The sequence below is a fragment of the Sphingobacterium populi genome (assembly GCF_001586775.1).
GTDB lineage: Bacteria > Bacteroidota > Bacteroidia > Sphingobacteriales > Sphingobacteriaceae > Sphingobacterium > Sphingobacterium populi.
Map to the genome: position 1 here is coordinate 855,763 of NZ_LQXS01000001.1, position 16,211 is coordinate 871,973.

At 41.1% G+C, this 16,211-nt stretch carries 15 protein-coding genes; 7 read left to right on the forward strand and 8 right to left on the reverse strand.

Annotated features, from left to right (window positions below; all coding sequences use genetic code 11):
- Positions 1-78 precede the first annotated feature (78 nt).
- The 3 genes from A0125_RS03410 to A0125_RS03420 form a co-directional block, all read right to left on the reverse strand.
- The gene (locus tag A0125_RS03410; RefSeq protein WP_066752073.1) at positions 79-561 is read right to left on the reverse strand and encodes a copper resistance protein NlpE N-terminal domain-containing protein; all 483 of its coding nucleotides are present in this window, start codon (positions 559-561) and stop codon (positions 79-81) included.
- 100 nt (positions 562-661) lie between these two features.
- Positions 662-1,624 (reverse strand): thioredoxin-disulfide reductase, encoded by a 963-nt coding sequence (gene trxB / locus A0125_RS03415; RefSeq protein WP_066752076.1) that lies wholly within the window; start codon positions 1,622-1,624, stop codon positions 662-664.
- A gap of 16 nt (positions 1,625-1,640) precedes the next feature.
- Entirely contained in the window at positions 1,641-2,630 is a 990-nt protein-coding gene (locus A0125_RS03420) for a 3'-5' exonuclease (RefSeq protein ID WP_066752079.1), read from the reverse strand.
- 271 nt (positions 2,631-2,901) lie between these two features.
- On the opposite strand from A0125_RS03420, the gene A0125_RS03425 reads away from it, so the two are divergent.
- Positions 2,902-5,106, forward strand: a complete 2,205-nt coding sequence (locus tag A0125_RS03425; RefSeq protein ID WP_231863099.1) for a cation:proton antiporter — start codon at positions 2,902-2,904, stop codon at positions 5,104-5,106.
- A 545-nt stretch (positions 5,107-5,651) separates the two neighbouring features.
- Entirely contained in the window at positions 5,652-6,473 is an 822-nt protein-coding gene (locus tag A0125_RS03430; protein ID WP_066752086.1) for a hypothetical protein, read from the forward strand.
- A 64-nt stretch (positions 6,474-6,537) separates the two neighbouring features.
- Here A0125_RS03430 and A0125_RS03435 read toward each other — a convergent pair whose 3' ends face one another.
- Positions 6,538-7,200 (reverse strand): Pr6Pr family membrane protein, encoded by a 663-nt coding sequence (locus A0125_RS03435; RefSeq protein ID WP_066752091.1) that lies wholly within the window; start codon positions 7,198-7,200, stop codon positions 6,538-6,540.
- A gap of 316 nt (positions 7,201-7,516) precedes the next feature.
- Here A0125_RS03435 and A0125_RS03440 point away from each other — a divergent pair, with 316 nt between their 5' ends.
- The 3 genes from A0125_RS03440 to A0125_RS03450 all read left to right on the forward strand — a co-directional run bounded on the left by A0125_RS03440 (position 7,517) and on the right by A0125_RS03450 (position 10,378).
- Positions 7,517-8,200 carry an HAD family hydrolase gene (locus A0125_RS03440; protein ID WP_066752093.1) on the forward strand — a complete coding sequence of 228 codons (684 nt, stop codon included), beginning with the start codon at positions 7,517-7,519 and terminating at the stop codon, positions 8,198-8,200.
- Between the two features lies 1 nt (position 8,201).
- Entirely contained in the window at positions 8,202-8,981 is a 780-nt protein-coding gene (locus A0125_RS03445) for a sulfite exporter TauE/SafE family protein (protein WP_066752096.1), read from the forward strand.
- Between the two features lie 89 nt (positions 8,982-9,070).
- Positions 9,071-10,378, forward strand: coding sequence for a DEAD/DEAH box helicase (locus tag A0125_RS03450; RefSeq protein WP_066752098.1), 1,308 nt, complete (start codon positions 9,071-9,073; stop codon positions 10,376-10,378).
- 16 nt (positions 10,379-10,394) lie between these two features.
- On the opposite strand, the gene coaD is transcribed toward A0125_RS03450, so the two are convergent.
- The 3 genes from coaD to A0125_RS03465 are packed head-to-tail and all read right to left on the reverse strand — an operon-like array spanning position 10,395 to position 12,207.
- Positions 10,395-10,871: a pantetheine-phosphate adenylyltransferase gene (coaD, locus tag A0125_RS03455; RefSeq protein WP_066752100.1), complete on the reverse strand. Its 477-nt coding sequence runs from the start codon at positions 10,869-10,871 to the stop codon at positions 10,395-10,397.
- Positions 10,872-10,885: 14 nt separating this feature from the next.
- On the reverse strand, positions 10,886-11,428 hold the full coding sequence (gene rsmD / locus A0125_RS03460; RefSeq protein WP_066752102.1) for a 16S rRNA (guanine(966)-N(2))-methyltransferase RsmD: 543 nt from the start codon (positions 11,426-11,428) through the stop codon (positions 10,886-10,888).
- A complete protein-coding gene (locus A0125_RS03465) occupies positions 11,419-12,207 on the reverse strand; it encodes a DUF3822 family protein (protein ID WP_197464751.1) in 789 nt (262 codons plus the stop codon). The genes rsmD and A0125_RS03465 overlap by 10 nt, the downstream gene beginning before the upstream one ends.
- An 82-nt stretch (positions 12,208-12,289) precedes the next feature.
- Here A0125_RS03465 and A0125_RS03470 point away from each other — a divergent pair, with 82 nt between their 5' ends.
- The gene (locus A0125_RS03470) at positions 12,290-13,684 is read left to right on the forward strand and encodes an ATP-dependent DNA helicase (protein WP_231863100.1); all 1,395 of its coding nucleotides are present in this window, start codon (positions 12,290-12,292) and stop codon (positions 13,682-13,684) included.
- Positions 13,685-13,718: 34 nt separating this feature from the next.
- Positions 13,719-14,294, forward strand: coding sequence for a hypothetical protein (locus tag A0125_RS03475; RefSeq protein ID WP_066752109.1), 576 nt, complete (start codon positions 13,719-13,721; stop codon positions 14,292-14,294).
- 7 nt (positions 14,295-14,301) lie between these two features.
- Here A0125_RS03475 and A0125_RS03480 read toward each other — a convergent pair whose 3' ends face one another.
- Entirely contained in the window at positions 14,302-16,143 is a 1,842-nt protein-coding gene (locus A0125_RS03480) for a carbon starvation CstA family protein (protein ID WP_197464752.1), read from the reverse strand.
- Positions 16,144-16,211 lie beyond the last annotated feature (68 nt).

Sequence of the window (16,211 nt, forward strand, 5' to 3'; positions counted from 1 at the left end):
CGGCCTACAGAGCTGCGCTTCTGAAAATAAGGGCAAAGTTACGTAAATTTATAGAAATTTTCAGTAACCTGTTACAGTCTATTCTGTTGGAAAACGTTGATGTTTATCGTGTGTTGCATATTCTTGCTGCTTCGTTAACCGGTATTCGTTCGCAGTCGCAGTTTCATCTACATTCTCTGGATCATCCAAAAATGTTATCTCATCGTCTCCTAATCTAAAAGTATAGTTTACCTTACTGCCTTTTAGTACGATGTAGGTTTCATTGCTTTCCCACTGGATTTCACCTTTATCCTCAATAGTTTCCGCTCCACCATTACGGTTCACTTTAACCGCGAAAGTGTTATCACGATTGATTGTTATTTCCATACTAGTACTATCCTTTCCTTCGCCAGGTACTACTCCTTTATAATTACCTGGCCAGTCCAAAAAGTTACTAGCTGCATGCAGTGAATCGATAGCAGGATTTACCTCTGGACCTTCATCCGGCACGGCTTTATTTTTATTGGCCGATGTACACGATAGGGCAACTGCAAGAGGCAACATGTAAAGAAGTGATTTCATATCTATGAATTTTATTCGTGTGATAGTAAACGCAAAAAGCGTCGTTTCTTTTAAAGGAAACGACGCTTTTTTGATTTTGTTTGGCTAAGACAAGAAAGTTCTAAGCAAAAACTTCCTTGGCGGCCAAATAACGTTCGGCCTCTAAAGCGGCCATACAGCCTGTGCCTGCTGCTGTGATTGCTTGTCGATACACGTGATCTTGTACATCGCCGCAGGCGAATACACCAGGAATATTCGTCGCAGTCGCATCAGGTTTGGTGATCAAATATCCGGTCTCATCCATATCTAAAATGCCTTTAAACAAATCGGTATTTGGCGTATGACCAATCGCTACGAAGAAACCGGTAATATCAAGATCTCGCGATTCTTGCGATACATTGTTGAGTACACGCAATCCGGTAACTACCTGGCCGTCACCCAATACTTCCTGTGCTTCTGTGTTGTAATGTACTTCGATATTTGGCGTATTGAGCACTCGGTGTACCATTGCCTTAGACGCCCTAAATTCATCACGACGTACTAGCATATGAACTTTATTGCACAATTTAGCTAAATATGTCGCCTCTTCGGCAGCAGTGTCTCCCGCGCCCACAATTGCGACATCTTGGCCTTTGAAGAAGAAGCCGTCACATACCGCACAAGCTGACACGCCAAAACCATTGTATTTTTGCTCTGAATCTAACCCTAACCATTTGGCAGTCGCACCAGTAGAAATGATTACCGTATCTGCCGTAACTGTTTTAGTATTATCGATTTCGATAGTATGAATACCGCCATCTTTAGAAAGATCAACTTTGTTGACATATCCAAATCGTACTTCTGTACCAAATCGCTCCGCTTGTGCACGCAGGTCTTCCATCATGACTGGACCGGTTACTCCTTGCGGATAACCTGGGAAATTGTCAACTTCTGTCGTTTGTGTCAACTGGCCGCCTGGCACCATACCTGTGTAGATCACAGGTTTCAAATCTGCGCGGGCAGCATATATTGCAGCGGTATATCCCGCAGGACCTGACCCAATAATAAGGCAAGGTACGTGTTCTATTTCTTGTTTGCTTTCCATATAATAAGATATACAATTATTCTTTTCCAAATTTGCCCTGCAGGGCTTTCAACATGTCGTTGGTAACTGGGGTTGCTTTCTTTTTTTGATGTGGCCGATTGTGATTGTTGTGCGCAGCCTTTTGTTTTGATTCAGCAGCAGGCTGACTTACGGATCCTTCGGCGCCGTTATCCTTTTTTGAAGTACTTTTTTGCTCCTTACGAGCTTGGCGATACTCATTCCAAATATTTTCCAAAACTTTTTTGGTGTACAATGGAAAGTCTCCATTTTGCATCCAAGCGTAATAACTAGGTTCTACGTCGAACACGTCTACAACTTTCTTGCCTTTGTGCTTTCCAAAATTTATAGTTGGATCACCATCTTGATCGTACACCAACCGACCTGCAAAATCAACCGGTCTGCTAAGGTTGGTAAAGCGATGCAAGGCTTCCACATCATTGACTACTGGCGTAGATATCGTCCCCTCCTTATCCTCAAAAGATGCACCTTCGTACTTATCCAATTGTGCTTTCAGTACGGAGTAGGTAGCGCGCACATCAGCTTCAGCAGTATGTGCGTTGGTCAAATCTTCATGACAATAAAATTTATAAGCGGCTTTGAGTGTTCGCTGCTCCATCTGATGGAAGATATTCTGTACATCTACAAACGAACGACCTTCTAATGAAAAAGGCACCTTGGCGCGGAGAAATTCCTCCATCAACATGGGCACATCAAATTTATTAGAATTATACCCTGCTAAGTCAGCGTCACCAATAAAGTCAGCTATCTCTTGACCAACTTCATCAAAACCTTTAAGATCTTTTACGTCTTCATCCCGAATACCATGAAAAAAAGTCGATTCGGCTGGAATTGGACGTTTCGGATTGACGCGCATCGCCAAAACCTCTTCACCGCCGCCCGGCAATATCTTGAGGATGGCAATTTCTACGATTCGATCAGTTGCAATATTAACCCCTGTCGTTTCTAAATCAAAAAATGCCAACGGACGGCTTAAGTTCAATTCCATGATGCTTTGTACAAATGTAAAGTTTGGCTACAAAGGTACGAAAGATCTCTATCCTTGCCCAAAAAGTTGCAGATGATCTGGATTATTTTGACCCGTTGTGATACGAAAAGACTAAGATTTTACGTGAATTTGAAAAACGATGACAGTGGCATTAACATTTAATTCGTATTCTTGATATGGAATTATCCAAAAAAATTGACAAGCGAATTTCATGCATAATATACGGTCGACCATTTTCTACAGCGTCATAGTTATTTTCTTTAGCTTCTTTATGTATTGGATTATACAGCAAGGAAGTTATTTAGAAGCGGGTCGCGATGTATTTATACCAACTTCTGAAAATGGAGCTTGGGCCGATTTTGTGGCATCTATTGGTGAAAGCCTTCGGTATCCGTTATCTATATTACTTATACAGATCGTCGCTATTATATTCACCGCAAGGTTATTCGGATGGATATGTGTTAAAATCAGGCAACCTGTCGTTATTGGTGAAATGTTGGCCGGCATTATCTTGGGGCCTTCTTTATTAGGCCTTTTTTTTCCCGATTTTTTTGAAGCGCTATTTCCGCAGCAGTCATTAGGTAATCTACAGTTTCTTAGTCAGATTGGCCTTATCCTTTTTATGTTTATCGTGGGTATGGAGCTAGATTTGCACGTACTGCGCAACAAAGCTCAGGATGCGATCGTAATCAGCCACGCGAGTATTATGTTACCATTTACATTGGGCATTGGGTTAGCGTATTTTCTTTATGAAAATTATGCACCGCAGAATGTTCAATTTCTTTCCTACAGCTTGTTTATCGGTATTGCTATGAGTATTACGGCCTTCCCTGTACTCGCACGCATTGTGCAAGAGCGAGGTTTGCAAAAAACACGATTAGGAACAGTCGTCATTACTTGCGCAGCTGCCGACGATATTACGGCATGGTGTATATTGGCCGTCGTGATCGCTATCGTAAAAGCTGGTTCATTTGTATCGGCATTATATACCATAGGGTTGGCTTTGGCGTATGTATTGATTATGATTAAAATAATCAGACCATTCTTACACAGAATTGGTCAGATCAATTCGACCAAAGAAACACTAAACAAACCTGTAGTAGCTATATTTTTTCTAATGTTGATACTTTCGGCGTATACAACCGAAGTCATTGGTATCCACGCATTATTTGGTGCATTTATGGCTGGCGCAATTATGCCCGAAAACAACAAATTCCGCAATCTATTTATTGAGAAAGTGGAAGATGTAGCGCTGGTCTTGCTCCTACCCTTGTTTTTCGTATTTACAGGTTTGCGCACGCAAATCGGGCTCTTAAATGACCCAAAATTGTGGTTGATCACTGGAATTATCATTTTAGTTGCTGTGATCGGTAAGTTTGTTGGTAGCGCATTAGCGGCACGCTTTATGGGGCAAGGTTGGAAAGATAGTTTAAGTATTGGTGCGCTGATGAATACACGTGGTTTGATGGAATTAGTCGTGCTAAACATTGGCTATGATCTTGGTGTGTTGTCTGCTGAACTTTTTTCGATGATGGTGGTAATGGCATTGGTCACTACATTTATGACCGGTCCGGCATTAGATCTGATCAATTGGGCATTTAGAAATAAAGAGAAACCGGATTTTATAGAAAAAATCGAAAGTCGTTTCAGTATCTTATTTACATTTGGAAAGACGGAATCAGGTCAGGCATTATTACGCTTATCTAATGCCCTTGCTACTTCTCCAAATCAACAGTGTCAAGTTGCGGCATTACACATTGCCCCAGCAAATGAGCTGCACCACTATGAGGTAGAGGAACAAGAAATCGAATGCTTCAAAAAAATATTAGATGATAGTAGACAGATCAATAGGCCTATCAAGACGATATTTAAAATTTCGAGTGATATTGATCATGAGATTGTAGATGAGGTAGAATCAGGTCAATATGATTTACTGTTAATAGGTACTAGTGAATCGATATACGAAGGCAGTTTACTAGGAAAAGTCATTGGCTTCACTACAAATTTGATCAACCCCGAAAAATTGTTTTCGACCAAAGGCGCTGTGTTTAGCAACAAATTTTATGAACGCACGAATAGGCTACTTTCTAAGGTAGACATCCCTGTTGGCGTCTTAATCGACAAGGGTTTGGATAAGATTGATCAAATTATTGTGCCGATATTATTTAAAGAGGATTTGTTTTTATTAGCGTACGTAGAAAAGTTAATTGGTGGAAATCCGCAGGCCAAAGTAATTTTATGGGATGTTGACGCGAATTTTACGAACTCAGAGTTGCTAGCCAAGACAGACGTAGCACATAATGCAATAAGTCACAGAATTACCATCCATAGAGGTGAGCCCTTTGTGGGCGAAATGCTAGTAAAACAGCGATTGATGGTCATTAGCCTTGTAAGTTGGGAAACATTACTTCAGCACAAACGGAAATTGAACATAGACTCCCCTTCGGAGCTTGTAATACGTGATAGGGTTAGCTAATGATCGCTTTCAATACTTAAAATTGTTTATTTTGATGCGCCAAACCATCACTTTTCAAATCTAAATCAAACCAAGATAATATAACAATATATTGCTATATTTCACTTAAAAGAGAATTTGTAATTTACAACAACAAATTTTTGCTCAATTAATTTTGCAAAACGGACTTGGTAAAGATCACGGTATCCTGACGATCATGCTGATTAGTATGCACACGTACTATGACCTTACCAACATTCCTTACAAGGAGTATTTAGAGTAAAATTTGAAAGTAAATAATGCAGAAAAGATATTATATGAAATATTTAATCGGAAATCATCTAATCTCAATTTGTTATTGACTTTTGAATCCTATACTAATGGTATGGAATTTATCAATTCAATAAAGTGGGGTGCTATCTGAAACAGGTAATAATATCATTCCGAAATTGGTCATAAAAGCTAGATTATTCTAATTCAATAGTACGCACTAACTGACGCAGAATATCTATTCTACTGTTTGATGTAGCTTCGAACCATACGATAATGCATGAAGTATTACTATCATGAAACAGAAAATTACTTACAAAGGAAAAGAAGTGGAAATCGATCTGACGCCGCAACAAATTCAACGAGCCATGCATCAATCTGTATCATATACCGACATCAAGTCATTGGGTGATGCCCTAGCATACTTGGGAGAAACTATGGATTCTTTCGAACAGCGAACCGCTTTTGATGATGACGCACAGAAAGCTTATAAGGAACTGGAAGTAATTTGTCAAGCTGTACGACAGGGAAATGAACTCAGTGATTTTTGGTATTATCCTTGGTTCACATCAATTAACTCATCACTTGGATTTTCATACTGTGACTTTGGGTACGGCAGTGCGGGTGCGATTGTAGGCTCAAGGCTCTGCACCGAAACATCGGAGAAGGCAGAATATGTTGGACGCACGTTTGTTGCTATTTACGATCGTTATATTAATGGTGCTAAGCTCAGTACGCCTGCCAATTTGATAGCAGAGAAAAAAATCTTTAAAGATTATACGGACATCAAAACTTTCAAGAATGCTTGCGAGGCGAACGGTACTAATGAGCATTCATTTCATCTGGAGCACCGATCATTACCCGCAGATGTATATGCCTATATGCAATTACGTATTATCGCCAAAGCTTTAAATACTTCTGCCAATTTGGAATCAAATGAAAATAATAACCATACCTATTTTCCGTACTTCTATTCTGTCAGATCACCCAAAGGTTATTCGTATGTATTTGGTGGAACGACCACTGGCGTCGGAGCACGGCTCACTTATAAGAATGAAGCGGTTGCAGAATATGCAGCTAAACAATTTATAGAGATTTATAATAAATATATGTCCTAATCACAGTGTTTTACAATCAATCATAAAACAACCTTAGATATGTAATCGAATAATAACTTCGTACCTAATAGAATGTGTAATTATTAGCTCGTAACCGACTGATCCATGCAAGTAATTGTGAAAATATAATAAAGCCCACCGTGATAACTGCAACGTACACCGCTACTCCACTCCAACCTCCAACTTTGTCGGGATCCAAAAATGGATAAGGGTACCAACCCGTAAATGAAGCTCGGATAAAAGTATAAAATGTCCATAGCAATGGAAAAACCAGCCAGATAAATGCATGCCTTGCCGTAGTGGCCGTCTTGGATGGCCAGATCAACCACCACAGTACAATAAACAGTGGACCTAATTCGTGCAGCACAAAGTTTTTCCAATCAAACACATCTGATGTGGCATTCATGTCCGTTTCTCGCAATAGCGTAGCGGCGACTAAGCCAGTGATGATCATGTACAATACTGCTCCACCTCGCACATATCTAAACCAATTGGCAGCGTCCTGTCGTTTTAGGATGTAAAAAGCAGCCATCAGATAGCAAACAACAGCTAAAATATTGCTCTGAATTGTAAAATAACTAAATAGATTCCATCCGTAAGCTGGCGAATCTTTTTCGAAACTCCATGCTGACCACGGGCTTATTGCAAAGACCGTGAGCGAGGCCATTAGCAGCAATACTAAAGCATTTGGCCATTTTACCGGGGCGGCATTTGGGTTATGAATCATGGTAGCTGTATTTTAATGAAAAAATTAATTACAATATAACAGTTTTGCATGGAAAAGTATATACGTGAATCCCTAGTGTTCGAATTATATAATATGCTCAAAAATTTGTCATTTGGTTCTGCAATATACTGTCCAATACTAGGACAAGTAGATTGGTACGACAAGTTTGAAATACTTGTTTTACATTCAGATGCATTAGAATTTTGCCGCGAATTCACCTATCTTTGCGTCGTGAATCCAACACAGTAAGCATACATGATTTATCTCGGACTATGCAGCTCGCCACCGTGTTTGATTGATTTTAAAACCAAATTACATGTCTTTGCACACAGAACATACCAGCTCCAACAAATCGGCAGTAATCTTTGATATGGACGGCGTCATCGCCGACACCAATCCTTATCACGCGAAAGCTTTCGAGTCTTTTTTTGACAAATACCAAGTAGAATACACCCAGGAAGCATTCGAGAAGCACATGTATGGTAAGCACAATAGCTATATCATGCAGCATTTCTTCGGAAAACCTTTCTCACCGCAAGAAATTGCAACTTTAGAATCGGAGAAAGAAGGACTTTTCCGAGAGATTTATAAAGAAGCTGCTAAACCCGTATATGGGCTAGTAGAATTTTTGCACGATCTCAAAAAGCATGGTTTTTTACTTGGTGTAGCGACTTCTGCACCGCGTGCGAATATGGATTTGGTGTTGGATGCATTGGGCATTCGCGATTTATTTCAGTCTACGCTTTCTAGTGAAGATGTGAAACTTCACAAACCTCATCCAGAAGTATATTTGAAATCGGCAGAGTTGCTCGGTGTATCGCCAGAACGTGCGATGGTTTTTGAAGATTCATTTTCAGGTGTCACCGCTGGTACAGCCGCCGGTATGAAAGTAACCGGCGTACTCACATCGCACCAAAAAGAAGAATTGCCGCCTTGCGTCGCATACATTCGAGATTACCGAGATATCAATGCACCTACGGTGATATCATTGTTGAAATAACATGTTTGAGACCGCTTGGCAAGCTACGCAGCAGCTTCTTCCGACACCACAAGCTTGGCTTTTATATTTATTGTGTGCCGTACTTATTGGTATGTCCAAGACCGGTATACAAAATATTGGCACCGTAGCGGTGCCATTTTTTGCATTACTATTTGGTGCTAAGTATTCTACAGGTATTGTGCTCATCATGCTGTGTATGGCAGATCTTACAGCGGTGATTTATTATCGGAAATCATTGATTTGGTCTGAAGTGCTTAAGCTATTGCCTTCCGCACTTATTGGTCTGCTTGTTGGGTTGGCACTAGGAAACAGCGTTGACGATCAGGTATTTAAACTAGCGATGGGCATTTGTATTCTTATCGGCGTGGGCATTATGCTTTGGTCGTCCAGGCAGACAGAGGAAAGTACGAAAGAACTGGTTGCAAAGAAGTGGTATTCGCCCTTGTTTGGATTTATTGTTGGTTTTTCCACGATGATCGGTAATGCGGCAGGTCCTGCGCTATCGGTATACTTACTTACCAAGCGCATGTCGAAGCTAACATTTGTTGCTACAGGTGCTTGGTTTATCATGATACTCAATTATATTAAGATCCCACTACAAGCGTTTGTGTGGCAAAATCTTTCGATCGCGGGCTTAATGATCAATATCGTAGCTATTCCATTTATCCTTTTAGGTGGACTGATTGGTATCAAATTAGTGCAAGTGTTAAAAGAACAGCATTTTCGTTGGGTCATTATGAGTTTGGTCATTTTTTCTTCGCTGATGCTAATTATTATGTAAAACACGATTGCCTATTCCCCGTATTAAAACACCAGTTTACCAACTACACCTAACTCCTGCTTTCAGAATTTGTGCTACCTTTGCCTATTATGGGAGAACAACAGTATTTAGCCAATTTAGGTATTACCGCATTAAACGAAATGCAGCAAACGGTTTCCAGCTCGTACAACGCTGCTAATGATATGCTTTTGCTGTCTCCTACAGGAAGTGGAAAAACGCTTGCGTTCTCCTTGATTATCCAAAAGAGATTGCAAGATGATGCTAATGGAAAAATACAAGCATTAATTATCGCTCCCACGCGCGAGTTAGCATTGCAGATTGAGCAAGTATTGCGCAAAATGCCTAACCATCCTAAAGTCACATGTCTCTACGGTGGTAATGATCTACGTACCGAGAAAAATAAGTTGAAAGAGGCACCGCAAATACTGGTGGGTACGCCAGGACGAATCATCTATCACTTGGAACGTCATACTATTGATCTGACTCAGTTGAACACTTTAGTACTGGATGAGTTTGACAAATCCTTGGAGCTTGGGTTTCATGAGCAAATGGAACAAATCGTGAGCGAAACGGGTTCGCCTTTTCAGATGCTGACCTCAGCTACGGAATTAGAAGAAATCCCTCCATTCCTAACGCTCAACAATGTAGAAACCATTAATTATCTGCATGAGAAGGGATATGCGCCGGACTTAACATTCCGCACTGTAACGGCAAGTCCGCAGAACAAGCTAAAAGCCTTATTGAAACTGATTTGTAAGTTAGGTAGCGAACAGAAGACATTGATATTCTGTAATCATCGCGAAGCAGTAGATCATATAAGTGAATTATTGGCGGATCGCGATGTCATCCACGATGTTTTTCATGGAGGTTTGGAGCAATCGGATCGCGAATTGGCATTACTCAAATTTCGTAACGGAAGCACGCATATTCTGCTAACCACCGATCTGGCCGCTCGTGGATTGGATATTCCAGAAGTGGATGCGATCATTCATTATCAATTGCCTTACAAGCAAGATGCATTTGTACATCGCAACGGGCGTACCGCACGTATGCAGGCAAAAGGTACTGTATATCTACTATTGAAGCCCGATGATGATTTTCCATACCTAACCGACGCTATGGAAGAAGAAATTTTGGAAGACGAATATCCACTACCATCGAACAGCAAAATGACAACCTTGATGTTTACTGCCGGTAAACGCGACAAAGTAAGCAAAGGCGATATTGTTGGTTATTTACTTAATCTACCAGGCATAGCAAAAGACGATGTTGGAATGATTGAAATTAAAGAAAAAAATGCCTTCGTAGCGGTGACACGCAGTAGCGTGACAACTATATTGCAAAAAGGAAACAACGGTAAGATCAAAGGCACTAAAGTGCGTATACTGCGGAGTTAAGCAGTATACATTTTCTTTATTCGGTCGTATTTAAAAATGGTAGAATCGCATCGGGCACTAATGCAGATACATCGCCCCCATGACGTAAAATATCACGTACGATAGTCGACGAAATATGTCCCAATCCGCTTCTACTTAATAAAAAGAAAGATTCTACTTCTGGAGCAAGGATCAGGTTATTTTGTGCGATAGCGTTTTCAAATTCCAGATCGATCCCGTTACGCAATCCTCTCAACATATATCGTGCACCTACCTCTCGACAAAAGTTGACGGTCAAGCCTTCAATACGCTGCACCTGAACTTTTTCTTCATCGAGAAAAACGGCCTTAATCGCTTCCTCTCTAACCTCAAAGGGTAGCAAACCTTGCTTGGACGTGTTAACGCCAATGGCGATAATGATTTCATCGAACAACAGCAAAGCACGCAGCACCAAATCTTGGTGAGCTCTGGTGAATGGGTCAAAAGAACCAGGGAATACAGCGATTTTTTTCATCGTAAGGCTAGAAATTAGAGTTCGGCATGACTGTAGAAACTAAAAGACGAATATCCATACTTGCGGATATCGCGCAACAAAGGATGACTCATCATCTGCCTTGTGGAAGGATGCTCAATAACCAAAATTCCGTCTGGCTTCAATAAATTGTTATCCAAAATCATATGAGCTAGCTGGGGCAATCGGTCGATATCGTATGGTGGATCAGCAAATATAAAATCGTATTCCCCTTGCTCCTGCTGCACAAATTTAAATACATCTGCTTTACGCGTACTAATGCCGTTGAGCTTATGTTCTTTGGCCATTTCGGCAATATATTTAAGGCATTTAAAATGAGCATCGACCGACAATATTGATTTTGCTCCGCGAGATGCCAATTCGAAAGAGATATTTCCTGTCCCCGCAAATAAATCCAAACAGGTAGTGCCATCCCAATCGATCCGATGTTGTAGAATATTGAATAATGCTTCTTTAGCTATATCTGTCGTCGGACGCACGGGAAGATTAGCCGGCGGATTTATTCGTATTCCGCCTATACGACCACCAATTATTCGCATATCTCATATTGAAACAAGATACCAAACAGTGGCGAGCTCGGGTGTACGATGCTCGTATTCGCGTCAGCATCATTCCTTTCAGCGCGATCGATTTGCTTCGAATAATGCTGCACAAATGTCATTAAAGGATGATTTCTAGTCAAGTTATACAACTTGATCTCATCCAAAGAATCGATCGCAAAATCGCTCATAATGCGCCGCACATAATAGCCCAGGTCTTCGGCATTAGTTACATAGAAACTATTGTAGAATAGAAATTCACCTTCTTTTAAAAGAATTACGTGTGTATAATTAGATTGCTCATACACAAACAACTGTGTCGATGGCCCAGCTTGTTGCTCAGGAATAAGATCAAAAAGAACCTGAAAGACTGGCAAATAAGACGCGTCTGGGAATAGAGCAAACCACCGTTGATACAATAAAGAATCTAACTGATAGATCGCATGCGAACCAAAACGCAGCATATCTACTGTATAAATATCCTGATCGTTCTTATTCACGAGATATTCGCCGTAAATATCTTCATCTTCTTCTTGATAGGCTTCTGCCGGAACAAAAGTCAAACTATGCTGCGGAATTAAAATTGAAACATGACGAAAAGGCAAGGCCAACAAACGGGTCACATCAATAGTAGGATTTGCTGCAGCATAACGGATATACGCTTGCACCGTATTATGTTCATCCAATATCATCAAGACTTCTTCCTGATGACCAGCTTGAATGACCAATTTATAGTAAGATAAATGCTGAATACGAAAATCCGTCGAAATATAGTTCATGGCTTGTAGCATAACACAACAACAGTATAAACAAAAATAGCTTTTAAAATTGGATTGATCAACCTTTTAAATAACTTTGAATGTGCAAATACGCGAATATCTAGAGCAATGCTTTCAGCAAAAACCTACCGAGCAGCAGCGCGCGGTATTCGAATTGTTAGAAGATTTTTTGACTAGATTTGATTCCAAAAGTTTGTTTATCTTAAAAGGATACGCAGGTACTGGAAAAACTACGATCATCAGTGCACTCGTCAAAGTGCTTCCACGATTACAAAAAAAGACGGTACTGTTGGCGCCTACAGGGCGTGCTGCCAAAGTGATTAGTAATTACGCCAAACGTACTGCACTTACCATTCATAAAAAGATCTACAGAAAGAAATCCGCAGCCTCCGTAGCGATGGACTTCACCTTATCAGATAATCCGCATGAAGACACATTATTCATTGTAGATGAATCGTCTATGCTTTCTGATGATCCGGCAAGTGTATTTAAAAGTAGCCTACTAAAAGACTTAATCACCTACGTACAAAGTGGCGAAAGATGTGTATTGCTTTTCGTGGGAGACACGGCACAATTGCCACCAGTTGGCATGCTGCAAAGTCCTGCTTTGAGACCCGATTATATGGCCAGTCGATATGATCTTTACGTTAGCCATTACGAACTGACGGACGTAGTGCGCCAAGACAAAAACTCGGGAATCTTATTTAACGCTACCAAGATCCGACAAGAAATCAAACTCGAAGATGAATCGGCCGAATATCCTTTTCCACAATTCATTACAAGGCCATATACAGATGTATTTCAAATGACAGGTGAGCGACTCATCGACGGATTGCATTACAGCTATGACAAATTTGGCTTAGAGAATACGATGGTGATCTGTCGATCTAATAAAGCGGCTAATCTATATAACCAACATATTCGTAATCAGATCTTATTTCGAGACGAAGAGCTTACAGGGGGCGATTTGATTATGATTGTAAAGAACAATTATTTTTGGCTACAGCAGCACGACGAATCGCACACTGGTTTTATTGCCAATGGTGATATGGCGCAAATCCGAAAAGTATCGAACGTGCACGAGATGCACAGTTTTCGTTTTGCTGACGTGATGATCGATTTTCTCGATGGCAATGAGCACGACACGATCCAGTGTAGAGTACTATTAGATAGCCTGTATGTAGATAGCCCCAATCTTCCACAAGATCAATTGCAAAAGCTTTACGAATCGATTTCGGAAGATTATGAAGATATTCCCGATCGCAACAAACGAGCAGAGGCCATTAAGAAGGATCCTTACTTCAATGCTTTACAAATCAAATTTGCGTACGCTATCACCTGCCACAAAGCACAAGGTGGACAGTGGCCCGCTGTATTTATTGATCAAGGTTATTTGAATGATGACATGCTTACTACCGAGTTTCTGCGCTGGCTCTATACCGCACTACGCGCGCGACGCGAGAATTGTACCTCGTGAACTTTCATCCTAAATTCTTTCAACCAGCAAGCTAATGAACGCATTCGACGCTTACCAAGTTCAAAAAACACGCTTTATGCTTTGGCTGGAGAAGCATGCGCTGCAAGCTAGCAGTCCGTTAAAGGAAGATGGCGTGGATATCGACCAACTTTTAACCCTGTGCATCACCAAAGATGAAAACCATAATATGCCCTTGCATGCGATCTGGTTTTTAGAAAAATACGTACTAGCACACACAGCAGATCTTCCTAATATTTTTAACTTCTTGGTGGCCAACCGTTCGAATATTACGATCGAAGGCGCTCGGCGTATTTTAGGAAATATCTACCTCCAAGCCTTGAGAAGTGCATCATGCAAGACGACCGAGGAGCAAGACGAGCAACTCATAAGCTGTGGATTCGACTGGCTCACCACGCCCGGTACGTCCATAGCTGTTTTGGCAAACTCTTTTGAGTTATTGTATACCTTATCACTTCGGCACGACTGGATAATAGAAGCACTCGAAGTAGAAATAAGTTTATTGCTAGAGCGAGACGCGAGTCCGGCGGTACGGTCCCGAGGACAAAAAGTGTTGAAGTTGCTTCGGCAGAAGCCAAAGCGGAGGTCATAAGCGTATTTTACCTTTCTACCAGTTCCTTCACCTTTTCGCCATAAAAATCTGTTTCAGTTGGCACTTTTTTCGACAGCTCATACCATTTTCTGAAGGCAGAAATAAATACAATCAGCATTAATACCATCGCTACTACTGCTAAGCTGGCTAATAAATAATCACCTGCCGGAATGTATATCTTTGCTACTTGTAAATAGCCAGCCCAAAAGGTGATAAGCGCCATCATAACGCCTGGAATTGCTGCACATAATGCGTATTTTCCGCGATCCATGCGTAGCAGCATTGTCGTACACACAATCAAACCACAAGCGGCCAACAATTGATTACTAATACCAAATAATGGCCAAATACTGCTTACATTTCCCGTATAAACGAGATATCCCCATGCAAAGGTGAATAAAAAGCTAGCAATGAGCACTCCCGGCATCCAATCTTTGTCGCGGAATTTTGGGATCACGCTTCCCAACATTTCTTGCAAGAAAAATCTACCTACACGCGTACCTGCGTCGATCGCTGTGAGGATAAAAACGGCCTCGAACATGATCGCAAAATTGTACCAATAAGCCATCACTTCGTCCATATACGGAATACTATTGAAAATATGTGCCATGCCTACCGCTAAGGAAACTGCTCCTCCTGTACGACCTTGGAGATCCACACCGATTTTATCCATAAAATGAGGTAGATCTACCGCAGTTAAGTGTGGGTTTTCTAACAAAAATTGAGCATAACTGGCCGCCGGTGTATTGATGGCAAAGTAATCTCCTGGCATCAGCGTACAGGCAGCAATAAGTGCCATCAACGCGACAAAACCTTCTACCAGCATAGCACCATATCCTACGAATAGAATTTCTCTCTCATTCCCAATCATTTTAGGTGTTGTACCCGTTGCTATCACCGCATGAAAACCCGAGATAGCACCACAAGCAATAACAATAAAAATAAAAGGTAATACTGGGCCACCAATCACAGGGCCACCTCCATGGATAAATGCGGTCAAAGCGGGCATTTCCAATGTAGGATGTACAAATACAATTCCTACGGCCAACATCAATATAGTTCCGATTTTTAGGTACGTAGACAAATAATCGCGCGGAACAAGCAAAAGCCAAATCGGCAATACAGATGCCAAAAAGCCGTACAGCGCAATAGCGATAGATATTGTTGATACATCCCAATGAAACAAATCATTGAGATACGGAATTTCCATCAAACTATGTCCACCGACTATACCCGCAATTAACAAGATACCGCCAAGTATACTGGCAAATGTGACGCTATTCTTCCGATAACGCATGATTAGACCCATAATAACCGCGATCGGCATGGTAATGATCACCGTAAACAACGACCAAGATGCTTCGTGCATCGCACTTATGCAAGCCAATGATAATCCTGCCAAAGTTAAAATAAGTATAAATAGTACGGCGACACCAGCAATTGTGCCTGTCATCGGGCCAATTTCCTTGGAAGCGATCGAAGCCAAACTTTGCCCTTTATGTCGCATAGAAGCAAATAGAACCACCATATCATGCACGCCGCCGGCAAGCACACATCCAATCAAAATCCATAATGTACCTGGCAGGTAACCAAATTGCGCAGCCAATACAGGCCCGACTAAAGGACCTGCTGCCGCAATAGCAGCGAAATGATGACCAAATAATACGTTTTTATCCGTCTTGACATAATCGCGGCCGTCGGCAAATTCTACAGCAGGTGTAACGACATCAGCATTCAGTCGTAGTACTTTGTTGGCCATGAATAGTCCGTAAAATCGGTATCCAATTGCCAATAATAAAAGTGCTACAAAAACTAATGTTAGCGCATTCATGCCATCTAGAATTTCCATTTTTAGCTATTTAGGTTTGTCCAATTGGTTTTGTAGAAGATCATCTTCAGAAAATGTATCTGCTACTT